The organism is Nonomuraea sp. WAC 01424, from assembly GCF_003947315.1.
Taxonomy (GTDB): Bacteria; Actinomycetota; Actinomycetes; order Streptosporangiales; family Streptosporangiaceae; genus Nonomuraea; species Nonomuraea spiralis.
Map to the genome: position 1 here is coordinate 76395 of NZ_QHHZ01000008.1, position 21837 is coordinate 98231.

The 21837-nt window shown below is 71.6% G+C and carries 19 protein-coding genes; 11 read left to right on the forward strand and 8 right to left on the reverse strand.

Going from position 1 to position 21837, the window contains the following annotated elements:
* Positions 1 to 69 precede the first annotated feature (69 nt).
* The 3 genes from DMB42_RS22440 (at position 70) to DMB42_RS22450 (ending at position 3738) form a co-directional block, all read left to right on the forward strand.
* Positions 70 to 339, forward strand: a complete 270-nt coding sequence (locus tag DMB42_RS22440; protein ID WP_125636961.1) for a hypothetical protein — start codon at positions 70 to 72, stop codon at positions 337 to 339.
* Entirely contained in the window at positions 276 to 2462 is a 2187-nt protein-coding gene (locus DMB42_RS22445) for a hypothetical protein (protein WP_125636962.1), read from the forward strand. Before DMB42_RS22440 ends, DMB42_RS22445 begins: the two co-directional genes overlap by 64 nt.
* 70 nt (positions 2463 to 2532) lie before the next feature.
* Positions 2533 to 3738 carry a DUF418 domain-containing protein gene (locus tag DMB42_RS22450; protein ID WP_260477863.1) on the forward strand — a complete coding sequence of 402 codons (1206 nt, stop codon included), beginning with the start codon at positions 2533 to 2535 and terminating at the stop codon, positions 3736 to 3738.
* 33 nt (positions 3739 to 3771) lie between these two features.
* On the opposite strand, the gene DMB42_RS22455 is transcribed toward DMB42_RS22450, so the two are convergent.
* Entirely contained in the window at positions 3772 to 4236 is a 465-nt protein-coding gene (locus tag DMB42_RS22455) for a DUF2867 domain-containing protein (protein ID WP_125636964.1), read from the reverse strand.
* A 52-nt stretch (positions 4237 to 4288) separates the two neighbouring features.
* On the opposite strand from DMB42_RS22455, the gene DMB42_RS22460 reads away from it, so the two are divergent.
* Positions 4289 to 4864 (forward strand): TetR/AcrR family transcriptional regulator, encoded by a 576-nt coding sequence (locus DMB42_RS22460; RefSeq protein ID WP_185844808.1) that lies wholly within the window; start codon positions 4289 to 4291, stop codon positions 4862 to 4864.
* Between the two features lie 7 nt (positions 4865 to 4871).
* On the opposite strand, the gene DMB42_RS22465 is transcribed toward DMB42_RS22460, so the two are convergent.
* A complete protein-coding gene (locus DMB42_RS22465) occupies positions 4872 to 5651 on the reverse strand; it encodes a bifunctional 2-polyprenyl-6-hydroxyphenol methylase/3-demethylubiquinol 3-O-methyltransferase UbiG (RefSeq protein ID WP_185844809.1) in 780 nt (259 codons plus the stop codon).
* Positions 5652 to 5797: 146 nt separating this feature from the next.
* Positions 5798 to 6913 (reverse strand): CdaR family transcriptional regulator, encoded by a 1116-nt coding sequence (locus DMB42_RS22470; RefSeq protein WP_125636967.1) that lies wholly within the window; start codon positions 6911 to 6913, stop codon positions 5798 to 5800.
* Between the two features lie 96 nt (positions 6914 to 7009).
* Here DMB42_RS22470 and DMB42_RS22475 point away from each other — a divergent pair, with 96 nt between their 5' ends.
* Positions 7010 to 7405: a cupin gene (locus DMB42_RS22475; protein WP_125636968.1), complete on the forward strand. Its 396-nt coding sequence runs from the start codon at positions 7010 to 7012 to the stop codon at positions 7403 to 7405.
* 216 nt (positions 7406 to 7621) lie between these two features.
* Here DMB42_RS22475 and DMB42_RS22480 read toward each other — a convergent pair whose 3' ends face one another.
* From DMB42_RS22480 to DMB42_RS22490, 3 genes are all read right to left on the reverse strand, one after another.
* Positions 7622 to 9013 carry a GH39 family glycosyl hydrolase gene (locus DMB42_RS22480; protein ID WP_260477864.1) on the reverse strand — a complete coding sequence of 464 codons (1392 nt, stop codon included), beginning with the start codon at positions 9011 to 9013 and terminating at the stop codon, positions 7622 to 7624.
* A 91-nt stretch (positions 9014 to 9104) separates the two neighbouring features.
* Positions 9105 to 9857, reverse strand: a complete 753-nt coding sequence (locus tag DMB42_RS22485; protein ID WP_125636970.1) for an SDR family oxidoreductase — start codon at positions 9855 to 9857, stop codon at positions 9105 to 9107.
* An 18-nt stretch (positions 9858 to 9875) separates the two neighbouring features.
* Positions 9876 to 10922 carry a phosphotransferase family protein gene (locus DMB42_RS22490; protein WP_125636971.1) on the reverse strand — a complete coding sequence of 349 codons (1047 nt, stop codon included), beginning with the start codon at positions 10920 to 10922 and terminating at the stop codon, positions 9876 to 9878.
* A 157-nt stretch (positions 10923 to 11079) separates the two neighbouring features.
* Between DMB42_RS22490 and DMB42_RS22495 the strand changes: the two genes are divergently transcribed.
* Together DMB42_RS22495 and DMB42_RS22500 are read left to right on the forward strand one after the other, a co-directional pair.
* Positions 11080 to 12165 (forward strand): GNAT family N-acetyltransferase, encoded by a 1086-nt coding sequence (locus DMB42_RS22495; protein WP_125636972.1) that lies wholly within the window; start codon positions 11080 to 11082, stop codon positions 12163 to 12165.
* Positions 12162 to 13313, forward strand: coding sequence for a DegT/DnrJ/EryC1/StrS family aminotransferase (locus DMB42_RS22500; RefSeq protein ID WP_221762292.1), 1152 nt, complete (start codon positions 12162 to 12164; stop codon positions 13311 to 13313). Before DMB42_RS22495 ends, DMB42_RS22500 begins: the two co-directional genes overlap by 4 nt.
* On the opposite strand, the gene DMB42_RS22505 is transcribed toward DMB42_RS22500, so the two are convergent.
* Together DMB42_RS22505 and DMB42_RS22510 are read right to left on the reverse strand one after the other, a co-directional pair.
* Positions 13264 to 13983: a hypothetical protein gene (locus tag DMB42_RS22505; RefSeq protein ID WP_125636973.1), complete on the reverse strand. Its 720-nt coding sequence runs from the start codon at positions 13981 to 13983 to the stop codon at positions 13264 to 13266. The genes DMB42_RS22500 and DMB42_RS22505 overlap by 50 nt on opposite strands.
* 41 nt (positions 13984 to 14024) lie before the next feature.
* Complete coding sequence (locus DMB42_RS22510) at positions 14025 to 15419, reverse strand: PLP-dependent aminotransferase family protein (protein ID WP_125636974.1); 1395 nt, start codon at positions 15417 to 15419, stop codon at positions 14025 to 14027.
* 71 nt (positions 15420 to 15490) lie between these two features.
* Between DMB42_RS22510 and DMB42_RS22515 the strand changes: the two genes are divergently transcribed.
* The 4 genes from DMB42_RS22515 to DMB42_RS22530 all read left to right on the forward strand — a co-directional run bounded on the left by DMB42_RS22515 (position 15491) and on the right by DMB42_RS22530 (position 21807).
* Positions 15491 to 16129, forward strand: a complete 639-nt coding sequence (locus tag DMB42_RS22515) for a pyridoxamine 5'-phosphate oxidase family protein (protein WP_125636975.1) — start codon at positions 15491 to 15493, stop codon at positions 16127 to 16129.
* Between the two features lie 85 nt (positions 16130 to 16214).
* Positions 16215 to 18605 (forward strand): serine/threonine-protein kinase, encoded by a 2391-nt coding sequence (locus tag DMB42_RS22520; RefSeq protein WP_125636976.1) that lies wholly within the window; start codon positions 16215 to 16217, stop codon positions 18603 to 18605.
* A 113-nt stretch (positions 18606 to 18718) separates the two neighbouring features.
* On the forward strand, positions 18719 to 20401 hold the full coding sequence (locus tag DMB42_RS56020; RefSeq protein WP_125636977.1) for a serine/threonine-protein kinase: 1683 nt from the start codon (positions 18719 to 18721) through the stop codon (positions 20399 to 20401).
* A 23-nt stretch (positions 20402 to 20424) separates the two neighbouring features.
* Positions 20425 to 21807 carry a hypothetical protein gene (locus DMB42_RS22530; protein ID WP_125636978.1) on the forward strand — a complete coding sequence of 461 codons (1383 nt, stop codon included), beginning with the start codon at positions 20425 to 20427 and terminating at the stop codon, positions 21805 to 21807.
* Positions 21808 to 21837 lie beyond the last annotated feature (30 nt).

Genomic DNA, 21837 nt, shown 5'->3' on the forward strand with positions numbered 1-21837 from the left:
GGACCGTGGCCTTCCGGGCGCCGAGTTCCAGGGCGGCGGCTTCCAAGGCGACTGACGGCAGCGCTGCTCATGGCGGTTCCGCCCCTGGTGGCGCTGCCTCCCGTGGTTCTGCCCCCGGTGGTTCTGTCCCTGGCGGTTCTGCCCCCGGTGGTGCTGTCCCCGCTGGTGCTGTCCCCGGTGGTGCTGTCCCTGGTAGCGCTGGTCGTGGCGGTTCCGGTGGTGGTGCTGGGGTTGGGGTTTTGGAGGCTGAGGCCGCCGGGCCCGCTGGTGGGGTTGTGCGGGACGGGGGCGGAGGTGGGCAGAAGGGCCGGGTCGCCGGAGGGCGGGTCGGGGCGCTGATCGCCAGTGCGCCCAAGTGGTTGCCCGTGGTCCTCGTGCTGGAGGGCCTGCTCATGTACATTCTCGCCCTGCGCGTGGCCCCGGGCCCGCTGCGGGGTGTGGACCCGGCGAACATCAACGGCCTGGGCCTGATCTCGGCGCTGCCGGTGACGGCGTTCATCGCCATCCTGATCATGATCGTGTCGTTCTTCGTCACGGTCGCCCAGAGCACCGACCGCAAGTTCCTGTTGCTGTTCCAGATCGCCGCCATCACGTTCGCCCTGCACGGCGCGGGCGCGCTGGTGGCGTCCGAGCCGCGTTTCCCCACGGCGTACATTCATGCCGGGTTCGTGGAGTTCATCTCCAGGACGGGTGAGACGGCGATCAGCATCGACGCCCGTATGGGGTGGCCGGGCTTCTTCGCGTTGTTCGCGTTCGTGACCAAGGCCGCCGGCATCACCGACATGACGACGATCCTGCAGTGGACGCCGCTCCTGTCGAACCTGCTCTACCTGTTGCCGTTCGTCCTGATCCTGCGTCAGGTGGCGGCGACGACCAAGGCGCGCTGGTTCGCGGCGCTGCTGTTCATCCTCGTGCAGTGGATCGGGCAGGACTACTTCTCGCCGCAGGGCTTCACGTTCGCGCTGTATCTGGCGTTCGTGGCGATTCTGTTGCGCTGGTTCGGACGGGTGGAGCCGCGTACGAAGCCGGTCCCGCCCAAGGGGCTGCGCAAGCTGCTCGGCAAGCTCGACGCGATGACGCCCGGCGAACTGGCGAACACCGGTACGTACCGGGCCGACAAGCTGCTGATGTTGTTGATGTTGCTGGCGCTGTTCCTCGCGTCGGTGGCCTCGCACCAGATCACGCCGTTCATGATGATGGGCGTCGTCACCGCGTTCCTGATCTTCAAGCGGACCTCGCTGACGTGGGCGCTGCCGTTCCTCCTCGGGCTCCTGACGCTGGCCTGGATCAGCTACATGACGGTGGGGTTCTGGGCGGGCCAGATCGACGCGATCTTCGGCGGTATGGGCAAGTTCCTGCAGAACTTCGGCAGCGCCACCTCCGACCGCGTCGAGGGCAGCGACCCGGCGCACGCGCTCGTGTTGCAGGCGCGGCTCGGCATCCTCGTCGTCATCCTCTCGCTGGCGGCGGCCGGGCTGCTCAGGCGGTTGCGGCGCGGGGTGTTCGACCGGGCCGCGCTGATCCTGCTGTGCGTGCCGGTGCTGGCGCTGGGGCTGCAGAGCTACGGCGGCGAGATCGGCCTGCGCATCTACATGTTCGCGCTGCCGGGCTCCTGCCTGCTGGCCGCGTTCGCGTTCTTCCCGAACCTGCCGGCCGACAGCGCCGACGTACGCGAGGAGACCGTCCCGCTGCGCAAGCGGAACGTGCGCTTCAACCCCGAGCTGACCAGGAAGATCTCGGTCGTGCTCGCGGCCTGCTTCGCGGTCCTGTTCGCCTTCGCGTTCCTGCTGGCCCGGTACGGCAACGAGAAGTTCGAACGGGTCACCACGGGCGAGGTCGCCGCCCTGCACTACGTCTACGACCATGACAAGCCGAGCGCCAGGGTGCTCTACCTGGTGCCCAAGGAGGGCCCGGAGGTCACACCGACCCTGCCGTGGGGCGAACGGGACGTCGAACTGGTCAACTTCGGCGCACAGGCGCTGGTGCACAAGGATCCGACGCAGATCGCCGACGCGGTGCGGAAGCTGAAGGAGCAGCCGCGCAACTCGTACCTGATGGTGAGCCGGGGGCAGGTCAGCTACCTGCAGCTCAACGAGGGCTTCTCGGAGGACTGGGGGACCAGGTTCAGGGCTGCGCTGGACGCCTCGCCCGACCTGAAGAAGGTCTTCTCCAACGAGGACGCGGCGCTCTACACGTGGAAGAAGTTCGTGAAGGGGACGGAGATCCCCGATCCCAACCCGTACAAGGGGCGTGGCGATCCCACCTCGCCGTGGACGCCCGTGGGCATCGGGGCGCTGGTCGTGACCTGGGTGGCGCTGTTCGGCTACGAAGTCATCCGGCTGAACGGGCCCAACCGGGCCAAACGGGCGCGTCGTGGGCTGGTGTTCCTGGCCGTCCCGGCGTTCGCGATCTCTCTAGCAGTGATCATCGAGAGATTCATCCACATCGCATCAAATAACTGAATTCACAGGAAACGCTAAGGTTTTGCGGGATGATATACGTCTGATGAGGACACAGGAGACACATCCCGCTATGCCCGACGTACGACTCGCGGCTGCGAGGATCGCTTCTGTAGACGCCCTGCGCGGCTTCTCCCTGCTGGGGATCCTCGTCGTGAACATCGCCTTCCTGGCCTCCGGCTACCGGATGGCCGGGATGGCGGAGCCCGGCTTCGACTCCTCGCTCGACTGGGTCGTGCGCTGGCTCGTGACCCTGTTCATGGAGAACAAGTTCTACCTGCTGTTCTCCTTCCTGTTCGGCTACAGCTTCACGCTCCAGCTCGACTCGGCCGTACGGCAGGGGCGGGCGTTCGTACCGATGTTCCTGCGCCGCCTGGCCGGGCTGCTGCTGATCGGCCTGGCCCACGCGGTGTTGTTGTTCCCCGGCGACATCCTGACGACGTACGCCTTCGTCGGGATCGCGCTGCTGGTGCTGCGCAGGATCGGCCCGAAGACCGCGGTCGTGCTGGCCGTGCTGCTGACCCTGATGCTGGCGCTCGGCTTCCTGCTGCTGGCCCTGCTGGCCATGGTCGGCCTGGACACGTCCGGCACGGTCGCCGAGGGCACCGCCGAGGCCGCCAGGTCCGACACCGCGCTCGGCGGGATGTTCTGGCAGATCATCTCCGAGCACATGCGCAAGCTGTCCCTGATCGTCCTGCTGCGGGTGTTGTTCCAGGGGCCGGCGGTGCTGGCCGCGTGCCTGATCGGGCTGGCGGTCGGCAAACTGGGCGCGCTGCGGAACCTGTCGGCCCACACGGTGGCGCTGCGCCGGCTCCAGTGGATCGGGTTCACGGTCGGGCTGGCCGGCGCCTTCGTCTACACGCAGTCGGCCTGGAACCACACCGTGAACAAGTTCCTGGGCGAGGCCGTGGATCTGGTGACCGCGCCGCTGCTGGCGGCCGCGTACGCGGCCACGTTCCTGCGGGTGCTGCCGTACCTGCCGCGGGTGGGCCGGGCCCTGGCCGCCCCGGGGCGCATGGCCCTGTCCAACTACCTGGGCCAGTCGCTGATCTGTTCCCTGATCTTCACCGGTTACGGCCTCGCCCTCGTGGACCAGGTCAGCCCCGGCGCCGAGGTGCTGATCGCGCTGGGCATCTTCGCCGTCCAGGTGCTCTACAGCCATTGGTGGCTCAAGGGCCACCGGTACGGCCCGGTGGAGTGGGTGCTGCGCTTCCTCACGTACTGGCGCAGGCCCACGGGCGAGCGGCGCCGGGCCCGCGACTCCACACAGGTCGCCTGAGAGCCGCCCGGCCCGAGGGGCTGTAGGGCGTCGTCAGCCTCTGGACGCCCCCAGGCGGCGCCGGGCCGCGCGGAGCATGGACCGGACGACGATCGGGTGCATGAACCGTACCGGCCAGAAGTAGAGCCGGCCGCGCAGGCCCTTCAGCCGGACCGTGGTCGTGACCCGCACCAGCCGGGCCTCGGGATCGACCGCCACCCCGCAGCGGAAGTCGAGATGCCGGTCGTCGGCGACGATCAGCGCCTCCTCCCCCTCGACCCGGGCGACCTGGAAGACGTCGCGCGGCGCGCGCGGGATCCCGATCAGCGGGACGATCATCTGGCGCAGCCCCATGGCGGCGGCGATCCAGAGGGGCATGGACCGGATCGAGAAGACGGCCTTCGCCCAGACCTGCGGATCGGTGGTCGCCCGGGGCGGCAGCACGCCGATGATCACGTCGGCGTAGTCGGGTGCGGGGATGTCCTCCAACGCGGACGACCAGTAGACGGGTGTTCTCATGACGCCTCCATACGGTGCCGTATGGAGAGGACTATACGGTACCGTATGGCGGGTGGCGCAAGGGGGCCGGATCACGGCGGACAAGTGGGTGGAGGCCGCGTACGCGCGCTTCACCAGGACCGGGCTGGACTCGGTGCGGGTCGAGGCCGTCGCGCGCGACCTCGGCGCCACCAAGGGCTCCTTCTACTGGCACCACGCCGACCGCGGCGCGCTCGTACGCGCGGTGATGGAACGCTGGGAGGCCGAGGAGACCGAGCACATCATCGCGGCCACCTCCGCCGAGGCCGAGCCGCGCGCCCGGCTGCGCGCCCTGTTCACCACGGTCGCGGCCCGCGCCGGGCGGCGCGGCGGCGAGAGCCGCCTCTACCTCGACGCCGAACGCGAGGGCGTCACCGACATCGTCACCCGGGTCACCCGCCGCCGCGTCGACTTCGTCGCCGCGCTGCTGGCGGAGCTGGGCTTCGGCGCGGAGGAGGCCGAACGCCGCGCGCTGCTCGCGCTGGCGGTCGTGCTCGGCCTTCAGCAGCTCGAACGCGGTACGAGACCCCACATCCCGCTCGACCACGCCCTCCTCACCGAGACCGCCTTCACGATGGCCGTCACCCCGCCGCCCGCCCGGGACCGGTGAGAGCCGTTCATTCGTCCGGGCCGTTGTGCTGGAGTTCCAGGAAGTCCTGGTCGCAGCTCAGTCGGTAGCCCTCCGGCGTGCGGAAGTGCTCGTCGAGATAGGCGGCGACCTCGTCCATGACGGGCGCGTGCGCCAATGGGGTCACGTTGAGCATGAACTGCGCGATGGTCAGGGCGGTGTCCAGGTCGGGCATCGTGATGAAGGCCGGGTCGGTGCTGATGCCCACATCCCACTCCGCGCCGGCGGTGGCCGCGAAGGCGCGTCCGAGGGCGTCCAGATCGTAGCGGTGGCCGGTGAACCGGCGCAGCAGGCGCATGCAGTCGCTGTCCGGGTTCTGCAGGACGACCACGGTGAAGCCGCCCTCGGCGGTCCAGGACGCCAACCGCTGGAGCTGCGGCAACCAGGAAGGCTGGGGCAGGTAGTACAGGACGTGCGCGCACAACACGAGGTCGGCCGGCACGTCCGGCTCGGCGACGGCGATGTCCTCACCGAGGACGGTGGCCTCGGGGCACCTGCGGGCCAGCTCCGTCCGCATGTGCTCGTTGGGCTCGATCGCGATCGTACGGTCGAACATGGGGGCCAGCCAGGCGGTGGTCTCGCCCGTCCAGGCGCCGGCGTCGATCAGGGCGCGGTGGCGGGGCAGCCGGCCCACCACCCGGGCCAGCTCCTCGCGGGCCCGGATCTTCTGGTCGGTGTGGGCCAGGAAGGTGGTGAAGGCGGCGTCGTAGGCCGCGCTCATCGGGTCGATGATGTGCACGATGGGCGGCTCGTCGTTGCGGTCGGTCATCACAGCCCCTGGCATCACAAGTCGGCTACTTTCAGCTTATGGATGACCACTGTACGTTCTCGGGGTGTCCGGATCGGTGAGGTGGTGGACCGTGCCGGGCGGCGACCGGCTGTGCTCCGGTTCGCGCGGCTCGCGGTTCGGGGGGTTCAGGTGTCGAGCAGTCGCCAGGAGGTGAGGGCGAGCCTGGCGCGGACCAGGCCGGTGGGGTCGGTGAGGTCGATGCCGAGGATCCTGCCGAGCTGTTCGACGCGCCGGGCGACGCTGCTGTGGTGCAGGTGCAGCAGGTCGGCGGCGCGGCGCAGGGAGCCGGTGGCGCAGTAGGCGTCGAGGGTCTCCAGGTCGTCCGGGTCGGCGGCCAGGCGGGTGACCGCGGCCACGTCGGCGTTGCCCCGCGCGACGTCCTGGGGCACCTCGGCCAGCAGCGCCAGCGCGCCCAGGTCGTCGTGGTGGACGACCGGCCGGCGGGCGGTGGTGAAACGCAGGGCCGTACGGGCTTCCTGCCAGCCCCGTACGGGATGCCCGGCGGCGCCGATGCCCGCGCGTACGCCCGCCGGGAACCGGGCCGGATCGACGGCGGTGGCCAGAACGACGCCCACGTCCGCGAGCGGCGCCGCCTTCACCGGCCTGGACGGGCAGATCAGCCCGGCGACCCGGTCGAGCGGCAACTCCGAGCGGACGGCGACGACCCGTACCGGTGCGTCGGCGGCGAACCCCAGCAGCCGCAGCGCGCGGGCCGTGGCCGCCTCGTCGCCGTCGGCGCTGATCACCAGCTCGACGAGGGCGGGGTCGGCCATGGTGGTGCGGGCGGGGCCGTACCGCTCGACGACCGCCGCGGCGGCGATGGCGAGCCGGTCCAGCAGCAGCTCGTCGAGCGGGACGGGCGGTCCGGGCCGCTCCAGCCACACCGCGCCGATCTCCTCCTCGTCGAGCGTGATCGCCGTCGTGACGTACGCGACCCGCTCCGCCTCTGAGGCGGCGTCCGTGGCGTCCGTGGCGTCAGCAGTGCGCGCTGTAGGCGTAGTGGGCGCGGCAGACGTAGCGGACGTGGTGGGCGCCTCGCGGCCGTCGGGGCCGACGCGGATGATCTGGCCCGTGCCGTGGAGCCGGATCCCGGCCACGCACTCGGCCAGGACCGCCGAGGCACGGGCGAGCGCCGGGAGGTCCACCCGGCGGCGCATCAGCGTGTCGTAGAACATGACGACCCGGACCGCTCCCCCGGCCTCCGGATCGAGGTGCGACAACCGTTGGGCCAGTGCCTCCATGCCCAGGAGGATAGGCGACGATCGGCGCGCCATCCATGGCAGGTGCGCGACGGGTGGCGGATGATCCTCAGGGCGCTGATCGGGATGATGGCTCGTATGGATCTGGACAAGGGTGTCGTTCCGATCGATCTTTTCGCGTCCTCGGTGCACCTCCGGCGGGACGGCGAGATCCACACAGCGCGCCGTACCGCAGCCCCCGAGCCGGACGGATGGCGGCTGACGGCCTTCCACGCGAAGACCGCCGCCGACGTGCACGCCGATCAGTGGGAGGTGCATCCCGAGGCCGAGGAGATCGTGTCCTGCCTCATCGGGAAGATCCGCCTGTATCTGCGGCCGGAGCGGGAGGGAGAGGGGGAGGAGGAGATCCGGTTGCCGGCGGGGACGGCGGTCGTGGTGCCGCGGGGGCGGTGGCATCGGATCGAGCTGGACATCCCGAGCAACATCATGGTCGTCACGGTGCCGGACGGCGGGCGACTGGAGGCTCGGGTGTGAGGTCGGGTGGTGGTTGGTGACCTCGCCGTACGACCGAAGCCCACTGCAAGCGACCGCGACCGGGGCATCGCCGTACGGGCGAGTGACCGTAGAGGCGGTGGCCGATTGGGCCTTGGGCAGCGCATTGGAGACGATCGGCTGGTGGCTCTTCCCGTCAACGGCCTCACAACAGACCCACCCGGCAGCCGGTCAACAAAGCGGCAACCATCGGCGCCGTCAGGCGCCGCCCCGGCCGGACCACTTGATCTCGTACGCCCCCAACGTCACCGTCCTGCCGTCCACCGTCGCCGTAACCTCCCGGTCCGACGTGTTCACCATGACGACCTGTTGCTCCTGCGCCAGCACCTTCACCTTGGGATCCGACGACGTCACCGCCCCGTCGAGCCGCACCCCCGCCGGGAACCACCGCGTGAACCCGCTCAGCAGCCCAGCCATCGGCATCTCGTCCCCCCGCCCCGGCGCCCACAGGCAGCCGGGACACTCACCGGTCCCCTTCACCTGCGGGTTCCAGTACAGGGCGGTGGTGACGCCGCTCTTGGCGAACTCGATCATCGCCGCCGCCTGCACCGCCGTCCGCCGCTCCTCGCTCCAGCCGGAGTTCTCCGGCTCGACGTACCATTCGGCCCACCACACGGGCAGGTCGCCGCTCTTCTGCCGCAGCCACGTCGTGATCGCGCTGAACTTGCCGAGCGCGGCGAAGTCGTCGGGAACGTTCCCCTTGTCGTTCGTCATCGAGGCGCCGTCGACGACGATGAAGTCCGCGCCCTTCTTGTGCTGGATCCAGTACTCGATCGCGTCGAGCGCCCGCTGGTCGACGGTCCCCCACGGACCCTTCAGGTCGGAGAGGCCGCCGCCCGAGCCGCTCTCGATCGGCATGTACGGCCCGCCCACCTTGATCTGCGGATCCACCTTCTTCAACGCCGTGTAGACCTTGTTGTAGAGCTGCGTGTACCCCTCGGCGTCCCACCGGTTGGTCGAGGGGTCCCAGAAGCCCTTGAACTCGTTCCACACCATGTAGTGCTTGACGGTCGGGTACTGCCTGGCCACCCGCGCGGCGAGTTTGGCGTAGTCGTCGAAATGCTCGGGTTCGGGGGCGACGGTGTGGTTCTTGCTCCAGTCGGTACGTCCGGGCTGCCCGCCCTTCATCCAGTCGGGCGCGCAGCACAGCGTGATCACCGGCACCGCCCGCGAGGACGCCATGAACGTCAGCCGCCGGTCGAGGTCGCGGAAGCTGAACTGGCCGGGGCTCGGCTCGGGGTTGCCCACGCCCCAGCCCATGATGTGCTGGTTCTGCAGCATGGGGACCCGTCCGAGCATGCCCCTGGCCTGGTCGACGACCTGCCGCGGCTCGGTATCGGTGCTGTACTGGGTGTGCGTGACGCCCCACCGGGGCCAGTCCTGGAGCACGGGCGGCTGGTCGAGCTGGGGCGGCGCCTGCGAGGGCCCGACGTCGGCGACCTCGCCGCCCTTGAACCCCTGGCGCGAGTTCGACCGCATGCCCGCGTAGATCATGATGCCGACGACGAGCAGGACCGCGAGGAGGCCCGCCCCAAGGGCGATCGGCCAGGTCGGCCGTCTGCGCGCGTGTTTGCCCTCGCTCGGAATCACGGGAACGCTCCTTACCATCACGCAACGTACAAGGGCCAGGCAGTGCCCTGCCCTTATGACGGTAATCGTCCCGCTTGCGAAAGACTTGCCATCAATCAGAAGCGGGTGGCCGCTGACCGCCCGCGGGCCCGGGAACCCCTGTGTAACGGTACGGCACCGGCTGCCTACCCGGCTGCACGACGAGCAGGGTGCCCGGCGTCTCGGCGTAGAAGGCGGTCTCGACGGCGGCGGCGACGTCCTCGGCCGTGAGCAGCGGGAATCCGGCGTTCACGAACATCTCCCGCGCGGCGGCCACCAGCGGCGTGTCGGTGAATCCCGGGCACACCGCGTTGATCCGGATGTTGCGCTGGGCGAGCGGCTCGGCCAGCGCTCTGACCAGGCCGACGACGGCGTGCTTGGTCATGGTGTAGATCGGGTCGCCGGCGAAGGCCACCAGTCCGGCCAGCGAGGACGTGGCCACGATCGCGCCGCCGCCCGACCTGATCAGCAGCGGGACGCTGGCGCGTACGCCGAAGACCACGCCGTCCACGTTCACGCCGACGATCGCGCGGTAGCGCTCCAGGTCGAAGTCCGCGAGGTCGACGCCGCCCGAGATGCCGGCGTTGAGGTGCACCAGGTCGAGGCGGCCGTACCGCTGCTCGGCCAGCGCGACGGCCTCCAGGGAGGCTTCCTCCTCGCTGACGTCGGCGGCCAGCCACGCGCCCTCGACCTCCTTGGCCAGCCGTTCGACGCCCTCGCCGTCACGGTCGACGAGGACGCACCTGACACCGCCCGACGACAGCCGCCGGGCCACCGCGGCGCCGATGCCGCTCGCCGCTCCGGTGATCAGTGCAACTGTGCTCATGGCGCTCCTTGAGGGGGGTCAGGGCTGGTCGAGCATGCGATGGGCGCGGGAGATCAGCGTCGGCACGGCCGCGCCGATGCGGTCGAACCCCTCCCCCACGGTCTTACCCTGCTTGAACCGGGCGTGGATACCCTCCACGATGACCGCGAGCTTGAAGTTGCCGAAGGCCACATAGAACCCGAGGTCCGAAATATCGCGTCCCGACACCTTGGTGTAGTGGTTGGCGAACTCGGCGGCGTTCATGAAACCCGGCGCCGCCGTCACGTCCCCCGCCACCGGGATGCGGGCCCGCTCGTCGTCCCCGCGATCATGCCAGTACGTCAACGTCAGCCCCAGGTCGGCCACCGGGTCCCCGAGCGTGGACATCTCCCAGTCGACCACCGCCATGATCTCGATCTCGCCCGGCGGCGGCGTCGATCGCACCAGCGTGTTGTCGAGCCGGTAGTCGCCGTGCACCAGCGTGCTGTCGGAGTGGGCGGGCAGCCGCTCGCGCAATCGCCGTACGAGACTGTCGTAGTCGGGCAGGTCGGCGGTCTTCGACCGCTCCCACTGCTGGCACCAGCGGTCGAGCTGCCGGGCCAGGTACCCCTCGGGCCGGCCGAAGTCGCCGAGCCCCACCTCGCGGTAGTCCACGGCGTGGATGGCGGCCAGCACCTCGGCCAGCCGCTCCGACAACCGCCGCGCCTGGGCCGGCGTCGGCTCGCCCAGCCGGGCCAGCTCGGCCCTGGTCTGCACGGCGGCGCCCGGCACGTACCCCATGACGTAGAACGGCGCCCCGACCACCTCTTCGTCGGCGCAGAAGGCGACGGGCTCGGGCACCGGGACGGGCGTCGGCGCGAGCGCGGAGATGACCCGCCACTCCCGGCGCATGTCGTGGGCCGTGGGCAGCACGTGACCGAGCGGCGGCCTGCGCAGCACCAGCCGGCGCTCGCGCGCCTCCACCAGATAGGTCAGGTTCGACCTGCCCCCGGAGATCAGCGAGACGGACAGCGGCTCCCCGGCGTCCGGCACGTTCCTGCCCAGCCACGCGACCAGTCGAGGCCAGTCGATCCCTGGTACGGTCATGGACACACATTAGAACGCCACTCGGTCCTGAAAACCAGCTGAGAGTTGGATAACGGTACGCTCGGCATATGCCAGGCATGGACTCCCATCCTTTAACCTGGCCATACACCTCTGACCTCATGCTGGTCGGATCGTGGTAAGCCGACAGTAGGAGCCCATGCGCGTCACCGTTACCCACCCTCGCGAACTGGGACAGCCCGAACTCAGCCGATGGCGCGCCCTCCAGGAGTCCGACGCCGCCTTCGACAACCCGTTCCTGTCCCCGGAATTCACTGCCACGGTGGGTGAGCTCCGCGACCTGGTCCGGGTCGCGGTCCTCTACGACGGTCCGGACATCGTCGGCTTCTTCCCCTTCGAACGCCATCCGCTGGGCATCGGCAAGCCGGTCGCGGCCGGGCTCCCCGACGCGCAGGGCCTGGTCCACGCCAAGGGCCTCGACCTCGACCCGCGCCGGCTGATCAAGGACTGCGGGCTGTCGGTCTACGAGTTCGACCACCTGGTGGCGGGCCAGCCGCTGCTCGGCGACGGACGGCACACCGTGCACCCGTCGCCGATCATCGACCTGCGCGACGGCTACGGCCCCTACACCGAGACGCTCAGGACCCAGTCCGGCAAGACGTACAAGACGACGCTGGCCAAGTCGCGCAAGCTGCAACGCGAGGCGGGCCCGCTGCGCCACGACTACGCGACCACCGACACCGGGCCGCTGCACACGCTGCTCGGCTGGAAGACCGACCAGTACCGGCGCACCGGCCGCACCGACCGCTTCGCCCACCGGTGGATCGTCGAGCTGGTCGAGCGGCTGCTCGCCACGCAGTCCGACAGCTTCGCCGGCGTGCTCGACATGGTCTACGTCGACGACGTGCCGATGGCCGGCCACTTCGGGGTGCGCACGCGTACGACGCTGGCCGGCTGGTTCCCGGCCTACGACACGCAGTACGCCAAGTTCTCCCCCGGGCTCATCCACCACCTGGCGATGGCCGAGTCGGCCGCCGCGTCGGGCGTCCAGGTGATCGACATGGGCCGGGGCGAGAAGGAGTACAAGGACAAGCTCAAGAACGGCCAGCTCGAAGTGGCCGAAGGGCGGGTGGCCAGGGCCGGCGTGGCGGCCGGGGTCCACTGGATGATGCGGGTGCCGGTGCGCAAGACGCGCGCCACGGTGATGGCCAACCCGTTGCTGCTCAAGACCGCGGACAAGGCGTTGAAAACCTACGGGCGACTGCGTACCGTCCTACAAGGGTGAGACTCATCGCGGAGCGCACCGGGCGACACTGCCTGTGGCTCCCCTCCAACCGCCTCGGCCTCTACCTCGCGCTGCGCCATTGGTGCGTGCCGGGTCAGCGGCTGCTCATGTCGCCGATCTCGCCGGCCGCGCTCCTCTTCCTCGTGCTGGCGGCCGGCCTGCGCCCGGTGATCGCGCCGCTGTCCCCGCGCGACGGCAACATCGACGTCTCCCGCACGGACCTGTCCACGGTGGACGCCGTCCTGACCACCAACCTGTACGGCCTGCCCGACCAGGTCTCCGCCTTCGCGGGAAAGATCCTGATCGAGGACGTGGCGCACGCCCTGGAGAGCTCGGCCGGGGGACGTCCGCTGGGCACGTTCGGGCAGGCGGGGGTCTTCAGCCTGTCCAAGCATCCGGGCGCGGGCTCGGGGGGCGTGCTGGCCGTGGCGGACCGCGCCGACCTCCAGGCGCTCGAACACGCCCGCGACGAGCTGCTCGTCCCCGGCGGGCTCCGCGCCGACCTGGTCAGCGTCGCCACCTCCATGGCCCGCCAGGCCGCGCTGAGGCTCGATCTCGTACGTCCCGCGCTCGCGCTCATGCGCGCCCTCGGCATGCAGGAGGAGCGGGAGGGCTACCGCATCGCCCTGGAGGCCGACGCCCTGGAGCTGGCGCTCAAGCAGGTGCCCGCGCTGCCGCCGTTCGACCCGTGGGTACGCGCCGACCTGGCCGCCTACCGCGCCCGCCGGGGCCGTCCGGTCCGGTGGTACCAGTCCAGGCGGCTGGCCAAGGTGCCCGGCGAGCGCGCCCGGCGGCTGGCCGGGGTCGCGCGGCTGGCCGAGCTGCCCACGGTGGCCCCGGCCGTGCCGGACAACCTGGACCAGCCGCTGTTCCGCGTCCCGCTGCTGGTACGCGACAGGGACGCGGCCATCGCCGAGCTGGAGCGCCGCGGTGTGGCCACCGGCTATCTCTACGACCCGCCGTACGACGACTACGCCCCCGGGTTCACCGACGCCTCGCCCGACCCCGGCCCGGCGCGCTGGTGGGCGCGGCACGTGCTCCCGGTCGACCCGGTGTACGCGGCCCGCTCCCTGCCCGTGCTGCGCGGCCTCGAACCGCCTACGCGGGGTCCGCGCGAACCAGCCGGAGGAACGCCCGCAGGCCGGTGATGACCTCCTGGTTGTCGTTCAGGCCGTCCACGGTCTCCTCGAAGCGGCGGGCCATGAGGGTGAGGCGCCGGCTCAGGTCGTGGTCGGCACGTTCCAGGCCGGCCCTGGCGGCCGCGAGCTCGGTGCCGACCTCCTCGACCTCCCGCGTGAGCCGTTCGGAGGCGGCGGTCAGCGCCTCGACCTGGTCGCGCAGCGCGATCACGTCGAGGCGCGGGTAGCGGGCCTCGCGCCCCAGCGTCCTGACCCGCTCGCGCAGGTGGGCGACGTACGCCCCGGCCGGCCGGAACGCGGTGGCCAGCAGGTAGAACCCGGCGAAGTAGTAGCCGACGTCCCGCCCCGAGAAGAACGTGACCACCGCGACCACGACGGCCGACACCACGTGCCCGGCGACCGCGAGGACGAGCATGCGGCGGGCGATCGTCCTGGCCTCCTCCTCGCGGCCGGCCGGGACCTCGATGCCGGACTCGCGGGAGACCGCGATCTCGTGCACGACCTGCCGGGCGGCGAAGGACAGGTTCCACGGGAAGGTCAGCAGGACGACCAGCCAGACCAGGCAGACCGCGCCGAGGCCCAGCGACAGGAGCGTGGACAGGGGCACGCCCGCGTAGAGGACGAGCCACGCGGTGAGCGCCGTGACGAGCAGCGAGATCAGCAGGAACCAGGATTTCATGCCCGCCACCCTGCCGACGGCGGGCCCGGGGCCGCCAGCGCTCAAATACTCAATCCGGCCTGAGCATCCCGGATCAGCTCGGCCAGTACCGCGCAGCCGCGCCGGACGTCCCGCAGCGAGGCCGAGCCGTAGCCGAGGACCAGGCCGGGCTGGCCGGCGCGGTCGTGGTGGTGGCGCTCGGCCGGGTCGAGCAGCACGCCGCGTTCCCTGGCCCGTTCCACGACCCCCTGGACGGCGCCCGCCGGCAGCTCGGCCACGACGTGCAGGCCGGCGGTGTCGCCGCGCAGGCGGCAGACCGGGCCGAGGAGCTCCACGACGACGGCGCGGCGGCGGGCGTACTCCAGGCGCATCCGGCGCAGGTGGCGGTCGAGGTCGCCGCGTTCCAGGAGGGTGGCGACGGCCTGCTGGACCGGTCCGCTGGTGCGGTCGGAGACCGCGGCGCGCAGGGCGGCGATCCTGGCGACCAGGTCGGGCGTGCCGACCAGCCAGCCGACGCCGACGTCGGGGGCGAGGATCTTGGACAGCGAGCCGAGGAGCACGACGCGGGTGGGGTCGAGGCCGTAGAGGGCGGGCAGGGGGGCGACGTCGTAGCGGAACTCGGCGTCGTAGTCGTCCTCGACGATCGTGGCGCCGGTGCTTCTGGCCCAGGCCAGCAGGCGTTCCCTGCGCGGGATGGGCAGCCGGCCGCCCAGCGGGTACTGGTGGGCCGGGGTGGTGTAGAGGACGCGCAGGTCGCGCGGGAGGTCGTCGACGATCACGCCGTCCTCGTCCACCGGGCAGGGCACGACCTCGGCGCCCCTGGCCGCGAACACCGTGCGGGCCACGTGGTAGCCCGGGTCCTCGACGCCGGCCCGCCCGCCGCCCGTCAGCAGGGCCAGCGCGCACAGGTCGAGGCCGTTGCCGGTGCCTCTGGTGACCAGGACGTTCTCCGGGCCGACGGCCATGCCTCTGGCCCTGCGCAGGTGGTCGGCGAGCAGTTCGCGCAGGCGCGGCAGGCCGTGGAGGTCGGGCGAGTCGCCCGGCGGCAGCTCGCCGGCCTTGCGCCAGGCGCGCTTCCAGGCGGCCCGGTCGTAGTCGCGTACCCAGGGCTCGCCGGGGCGCAGGTCGATCCACTCGCCCGCAGGGCGGCGGGCGGGGGGCGGCGGTTCGTACGAACGTTCGCGGGGCGGGACGTGCGACTCCATGGCCGCCACGAACGTGCCCGACCCGTGCCGTCCCTCCAGCCAGCCTTCGGCGTAGAGCTGCTGGTACGCCTCGGTCACGACCGTCCTGCTCACGGAGAGCTGGTCCGCCAGCGCCCGCGTGGACGGCAGCCGTTCGCCCGGGGCGAGCGCGCCGCCCATCATGGCCCGCCGCAGCCAGCCGGCGAGCTGGGTGGTGAGCGGCACGGCCGATTCGCGGGACAGGGATACCGGCAGGTCAATGTGGGTGCGCACGGAACTGGTCTCTAGGAAGGGTCCGATAGTGGCCCTACAGGATAGGTCCACTTCACGATTAGCGTCGAATCATGCTCTCCTCCACTCCCCGCACGACTCTCGGCCGAGAGAAGCACCGCGGCAGCACCGACCGGAACGACCTGTACGAGGTGCTGGACACCGGGCTGTTCTGCCACCTGGGTGTCGTGGTCGACGGCCACCCCATGGTGGTGCCCACCGGCTACGGCAGGATCGGCGAGACCCTCTACCTGCACGGCTCCACCGGCGCCCGGTCACTGCGGGCGGGCGGCGGCGACGAGGTGTGCGTGACGGTCACGCACGTGGACGGCATCGTGCTGGCCCGGTCGGTCTTCAACCACTCCGTCAACTACCGTTCGGCGATCATCTACGGCCGCGCCCGGCTGGTGACGGACCCGGACGAGCGGCTGGCGGCCCTGCGGGCGCTCACCGAGCAGCTCGCCCCCGGCCAGTGGGACTACGTCCGGCAACCCACGCGCAAGGAGCTGGCCGCCACGGCCGTGCTGGCGTTGCCGCTGGACGAGGCGTCGGTCAAGATCCGCCGCGGGGCGCCGATCGACGACGAGGAGGACTACGCGCTGCCGGTCTGGGCGGGCGTGCATCCCCTGGTCACGACGTGGGGCGAGCCGCAAGCGGATCCGGCACTTCCAGAAGGTATCGATATACCAGTTCACATCCTCCGTCGGGAGTAGTTCCATAAATCCGGAACCACCTGGCAAACCCGACTCCTTGATCACGCGTCTCATCAGGTGGGCCGGCTCCTGATGGGAGAGGGCGATGGAGTGGAGTGCTCCGGGTTACACGGAGATCAGACAGCTCGGCGCGGGCGCCAGCGGGCGGGTCGCGCTGGCCGTGCACGACGAGACGGGTGTGCGGGTCGCGGTCAAGTACCTCTCCGAGGCGCTGCTGCGCGACCCCGCCGCCCTGTCCCGCTTCCAGGCCGAGGCGCGGGTGCTGACCTCGTTACGCGACCCGCACATCGCCACGATGTGGGAGTACATCCAGGAGCCGAACGGCGCCTGCATCGTGATGGAGCTGGTCAACGGCGTCTCGCTGCGCGCCCTGCTGCGCGAGAACGGCACCACCGAGCCTGAGGCCGCGCTCGTCGTGCTCAAGGGCTCGCTGCTGGGCCTGGCCAGGGCGCACAAGGCCGGGGTCGTGCACAAGGACTACAAGCCCGAGAACGTGCTCGTCCGCGACGACGGCGTGAGCAAGCTCGTGGACTTCGGCGTCGCGGTCCCGCAGGGCACGGCCACGCATCCCGAGGGGACGCCGCCGTACATGGCGCCGGAGTTGTGGGCGGGACTGCCCGCCACGCCGGCGACCGACGTGTACGCGGCCACGGCGGTGTTCTTCGAGTGCCTGACCGGGCACCGGCCGTACCGGTCGACCGAGCCCAGTGTGCTCGGCTACCAGCACGTGCACGCTCCCGTACCGTTCCACGACGCGCCCGATCCGGTGCAGGCGCTGATCCGGCGCGGTCTGGCCAAGGAGCCGCTGGACCGGCCGCCGAGCGCCCTCGCCTTCGTGGACGAGCTGGAGGCCACGGCGCGGGCCGCGTACGGCGAGGAGTGGGAGGAGCGGGGCAGGCGGCGCCTGGCCGCGCTCGTGGCCCTGCTCGCGCTGCTCCTGCCGGTCCCGCAGCAGCCCGTCCCCGAGGTGAGCACGTCGCTGGCCAGGACCGTCTTCCGCGGGCTGCGGTCCAACGCGGTGCGGGTGGGCATGGGCACCGCGCTGGCGGCGGTGGTGACGGTCGCGGTGGTGCTCGCGCTCGCCGCCCGGCGGCAGCCTCCCGAGCAGCCGGTCGGGGCGGCCGCGGCGGTGCCGCCCGCCACGGTCACGACCGAGGACGTCGCCGCCCCGCCGAGCACGCCCGAGGCGACGCCGGAGACCTCCCCCGAGGAACGGCCCACGCCCACGGCCTCGCCCCAGCTGCTGCTGCCCCCGACGACCACCGACCCGGAGCCGCCCGCCACCACCGCGGCCCCGCACCCGCCGACGACCGGCCCCACGAGAAAACCCACGAGGCAGCCCACCAGGACCGCATCGCCGAAGCCCCCGCCGACCCCCACCAGAACACCCACCCGCACGCCGACCCCCACCCCGACACCCACGCGGACCCCGACCCCGACCCCGACGCCCACGCCGACCCCCACTCCGACTCCGACGCCCACGCCCGTCGCGACCGTCCTCGGGGTGAGCGTCGGCGACGTGACGGTGGACGGCGACGGCGTCGCGCGGGCCTCGGTGACCGTACGGACCGGCGGGGCCGCCGCCGTGACCGCCACCGGGACGTGGACCGCTCCCGGCAGCGGCGGCCGCACCCAGAGCCTGCGGCTGAGCGGCGCGACCTCCTACACCCGGTCCTTCACCTGGGACCTCGGCGAACGCCCCTGCGGCCGGACCGTCACGCTCACCGTCCTCACCTCCCCCGCCGCGCCGGGCGGCGCCCGGTCCTCCTCGGTGTCCGTGCCGGCCTGCCCGACGCGGGTGAGCGGGCTGCGCGTCTCGCTGGCGATGCCCGACGCGCCGGGGCTGACCGCGCGCGCCCAGGTCAGGGTGACGTCCGACGGGACCGGCGAGATCCCGGTCGAGGCCGCGTTCGCGGTGAACGGCGACACCGTCGGCACCCGTACGGCGACCTTGTCCGGCCGTACCTCCTACTTCCGGGCCTTCGCCCACTCCTTCAGGTCGCGCCCCTGCGGCGCCACCCTCTCGGTACGGGTCCGCGCCGGCGACCGTACGCAGACCGCCCGTACCGAGGTCACCTGCCCGCCCGCCGTGAAGCAGGTCTCGATCGTCAGGGCCGGGCCCGGCGAGAGCGGCCTCGTGGCGACCGTCTCGGTGGTCACGGCCGACGACCGGCCGGTGACGCTCGACGTGGGGTTCCTGCTCGGCGGCGAGGCAGCCGGCTCGGAGCGGCTGACGTTGTCCGGCGACACCTCCTACACGAGGACGGTGAACCGGTCGCTGAAGATCCCGTGCGGCACGACCTGGGCCGTCACGGCGAGCACGTCGCCCGGCGCGGCCAACGGCTCCGACCGGGCGAGCGGGAAGACCCCGGAGTGTCCCAGGGAGACCCCCAAACCAGGAGAGACCCCAAAACCACATGAAACACCCAAACCGCAGGAATCCCCACAATCAGACACTCCCGACAGGGGCGACTGACCTCCTGATTCGGCCATATCGGCATATCGATGGCGGGAAAGCCCTTCCCTCTGGTTAAGCTACGCAGCGTTTGATGCGGGTGGGGGCCCGATGACTCCAGAGGAGACCGTTTTATGTACGGCGAAGGGCAGTGGGGGGTCCCCGGCTATACCGAAGTCCGGGAACTGGGCAGCGGTGCCGCCGGCCGGGTGGTCCTGGCCACGCGCGATCACGACGGCGTGGAAGTCGCCATCAAATACCTCAACGACGAGCTCAGGTCCGACATGGGCTTCGTGGCCAGGTTCCGGCACGAGGCCCGGCTGATCGGCACCCTGCAGAGCTCGCACCACGCGCGCCTGATCGACTACGTCGAGTCCGGGCAGGGCGCCGCGATCGTCATGGAGCTGGTCAACGGCGTCTCGCTGCGCGAGATCCTCCGGTCCGAGGGGCCGACCGGGGCCCAGGCCACGCTGGTCGCCCTCAAGGGCTCGCTCCAGGGCCTGGCCGCCGCGCACTCGATCGGCGTCGTCCACCGCGACTTCAAGCCCGAGAACGTGATGGTCCAGGGCGACGGCGTGAGCAAGCTGGTGGACTTCGGCATCGCGGTCCGGGCCGGCGAGGGGGTCAGCGCCGCGGGCACACCGCCGTACATGGCGCCGGAGCAGTGGGCGGGTGGTCCCGCCGGGCCCACGACCGACGTCTACGCCGCCACCGTGGTGTTCTTCGAGTGCCTGACCGGCACCCGGCCCTACCGGGCACCCAACATCGCCGCGCTCGCCCGCCAGCACCAGAGCGCGCCGCCGCGCGTGGAGGAGGTGCCGCAGGCGCTGCAGGGCCTGGTCGAACGCGGCCTGGCCAAGCAGCCGGACGAGCGGCCGCCGTCCGCGGAGGCGTTCCTGACCGAGCTGGAGGCCATCGCGGCCGAGGCGTACGGCGCCGACTGGGAGGAACGCGGACGCCGCCGCCTGGCCGCGCTCGCGGGCCTGCTGATGCTGCTGTTCCCGAGCCCGCTGCACGATCCGGTCGAGACGCAGACCGCGCTCACCGAGACCCGCTTCCCCGACCCCGCGCGCCTGCTCAGCAAGCTCTCGGCCAAGGTCGCGATCGGCGCGGTCGCCGTCGGCGTGGTGGTCACCGTGGGCGTGATCCTGGTCAACTCCTCCACCGACGAGCCGGTGCTGCGGGCGCAGACCAGCGAGGTCACGCCGAGCGGGGCCGACCCCGTGATCGAGGAGCCGACCGAGGAGGAGCCGACGGAGGAGCCGACCGCGACGCCGGAGGAGACCACCTCCGAGCCCGACCCGACGCCGACGTCCACGGCCCCGGCGGTCTCGACGTCGCCGCCCGTCCTGCCGACGGCGACGGCGTCACCCTCGCCGTCGCGGACGCCCCGGCCGACCCCGACGCGCAAGCCGACCAGGAAGCCGGTCAGGACGCCGACCCCGACCGACTCGCCGGAGCCGGACATCACGGGCAAGAACAGCACGACCAGCAACGGCAGCAAGCCCACCTCGGCCGCCCCCACGCCCACCCCGACCCCGACCTCCGCCCCGCCCACGAGGACGCCCCCCACCCGGACGCCCCCGACCAGCACGCCCCCGACCAGCACGCCGCCCTCCCAGACGCAGGAGCCGACCCCGACCCGGACCTCGACCGACGACGGCGACGGCGGAGGCGGCACCCAGACGCCCACCCTGGACCAGGTGGGCAAGGCGCAGGCCGGACTCCTCGCGCTCGGCCTGATGACGTCCGGCGCGGTTCCGGTCACACTTGCGGTGAAGCGTCGCATGACGGGACGTCACAGAAAGCAGCGCTAGAACGCGCCGGGGGGGCAACGGCGATGGACAACCCTAGGAACGGAATCGCCGGGTTCCGGCTCACCGAGCACACCTGGATGACCGAGCTCGGCAACTGGATCGACGCCATCTCGCCGGACGGCCGCAGGGCCGGGGCGCTGCTGTTCGACCCTCGGGTCATCGGCATGCCCGGCGTACGGGAGCGTGTGGTGAGCGCCGTCATGACCGACCAGCACCTCGTGCTGGGCGGCCTGGGCGGGCTGATCCCGGTGGCCGACGTGGTGGCGGCGGGCGACCAGGTGTGGCTGCTCACCGCGCAGGCGGTCAGCCCGACGCTGGCCGACCTGCTCTCCGGCGCGCCCATCGACCCGGCGGGGGCGGCGTCGGTGCTGATGGAGACCGGGCAGACGCTGATCGCGCTGCACGCCGCCGGGGTCACGCACGGCTCGGTGCACCCCGGGACCGTGGTCGTCACCGCCGAGGGGGCCGCGCTGCTGTCCGAGCGCGGCCTGTCCGACGCGATCCGCGGCCAGGTCTCGCCGCGCGAGCGCGACGCGGCGGGCTGGGCGTCGCTGGCCCGCGGGCTGGCCGCCGCCTTCACGCAGACCGCGCCGCGCGCCGCCGGCCTGTTCGAACGGGCCGCCGGCACGGCCACCACGCTCGGCCTCGACGCGGCCAGGACCCTGCTGTCCCGGGAACGCGAGGCGCTGCCCGGCGGCCTGATCAGCCGGGACGCCCTGGCACGGGCGGCGCGCGGCAGGTCGGCGTTCGCGCAGGCGCCGTTCGCCACGCAGCCGCCGCCGGCGCCGCAGGACGAGGGCGACATCGTCACGCTGCTGCGTGTGCCGGCGTCGGGCTCGCAACCCCGGCTGCAGTTCGGTCCGGGGGTGGGCACCGGGACCGGGACGGCCCAGCAGCGCCAGGAGACGACGGCCGAGCGGATCTGGCGCGAGGGACGGACCGGCGCCCCGACCGTCCACCAGCCGGGGAACCGTACCGCCGGCCGGGTGGCCAAGGTCTCGCGGCGACGGCGGCGGCGCACGATCCTGTCCTCGGCGCTCTTCGCGGTCATCATGGCGGGCGCGATCATGGCCTGGTTCAGGCTGACGGACGTCCCCGAGCTGACGGTCATGTCGATCGACGTGACCGTGCCGAAGAAGACGCTGGGCTGCGACGACGCGATCATCGTGACGGGCAAGGTGGTCACGAACGGGGGCGTGGGCGAGATCAGCTACGAGTGGCGCAAGAACCTGGACAAGGAGGTCGTCAAGGGCACATTACGCACAAGGTCGGACCAGACGTCGTACTCCGTGCCACTGCGCTGGACGTTGTCGGGCAAGAGCAGCGTCAAGGCGACGGCCACGCTCAAGGTGCTCTCACCCGGCCCGGCGCGTACGGACAAGGTGAGCTTCACGTACAAGTGCTGACGCTCGCTGAATGCGCAACAAAGCGGTTCT